This is a genomic window from Emticicia sp. MM, assembly GCF_001649495.1.
Window position 1 is genome coordinate 1 of the sequence record NZ_LXHX01000101.1, and the last position, 1,191, is coordinate 1,191.

Sequence of the window (1,191 nt, forward strand, 5' to 3'; positions counted from 1 at the left end):
GCTTTACGACGACCTGGTTTTTTACGTTCAACCATACGTGCATCACGAGTTAAGAAACCTTCTTTTTTCAACGCTGGACGGTTTTCTGCATTTGCTTCACACAAAGCACGAGAAACTGCCATACGAACAGCTTCCGCTTGTCCAGCAATTCCACCACCGTTTACGTTTACTTTTAAATCATACTGACCAGTTGTACTTGTCGTAGCAAATGGTTGATTCAAGATGATTTGGAGAATTTCCGAAGGAAAATATTCCTTCAAACCTTTTCCATTGATAGAAACTTCACCATTTCCCGCTTTCATGTAGATACGGGCTACAGCTGTTTTTCTTCTACCTACTGCGTTGATAACTTGCATTTGTATATAGAAATTTGAAAATATTCTGAATAAATAAAGAAATTTTTTCAGTTGATAAGTTGAAAGTTGCTCGCAAATAAATTATTATTAAAATAACTTAGAACCGCTACGGCGGACCGTTCACAACTCAGAACTCAGAACTGTATTATAGCTCAATAGTTTTTGGTGTTTGAGCTGCGTGTGGGTGTTCAGAACCAGCGTAAACATACAAGTTTGTATATAAACGACGACCTAAAATTCCCTTTGGTAGCATACCTTTTACAGCCATTTCTACCACACGACGACCATCTTTTGCCATTAACTCACGTGGAGTTGCAAAACGTTGTCCACCTGGGTGTCCTGTATGACGGATATAAACTTTATCAGTCATTTTCTTTCCTGTCAAACGTATTTTTTCTGCATTGATAACAATTACGTTATCGCCACAGTCAACGTGAGGAGTAAAGTTTGTTTTGTTTTTACCACGAATGATGTTCGCAATCTGGCTACACAAGCGGCCCAATACTTTGTCGGTAGCATCAATAACTACCCATTCTTTATTAACGGTTTCGCTATTAGCAGAAATCGTTTTGTAACTTAAATGCTTCACTGTTTTGTTTATTTTAAATGTTCGATACGCTTGGCTTCCCAAACGGTTTGAAAAAAGCATTTGTCATCTATTTTTAGCTTTTGCTCCCAACTGCTACGGCTACTTTTCGATGACCTTTTCCACGAAGTTATGGGGTGCTGAAACAACACTTGATTCGCTTCGGAAATAGCGTTTCTCCCTAACTTAAATTCTCCCTCGAACAAACGGGCTACGCTACGAGGGTGGTATTTTGGGGCTGCAAAATTA

3 protein-coding genes are annotated in these 1,191 nt (G+C 39.0%); all 3 read right to left on the reverse strand.

Annotated elements, in window-relative coordinates:
- The coding region (gene rpsI / locus A6M55_RS12840) for a 30S ribosomal protein S9 (protein ID WP_064197997.1) at positions 1 to 356 on the reverse strand (356 nt) is incomplete at its 3' end.
- A 145-nt stretch (positions 357 to 501) separates the two neighbouring features.
- Positions 502 to 945: a 50S ribosomal protein L13 gene (gene rplM, locus A6M55_RS12845; protein ID WP_064197998.1), complete on the reverse strand. Its 444-nt coding sequence runs from the start codon at positions 943 to 945 to the stop codon at positions 502 to 504.
- 8 nt (positions 946 to 953) lie between these two features.
- Positions 954 to 1,191 (reverse strand): hypothetical protein (locus A6M55_RS17470; RefSeq protein ID WP_197491705.1); only part of this gene is annotated, 238 nt, incomplete at its 5' end.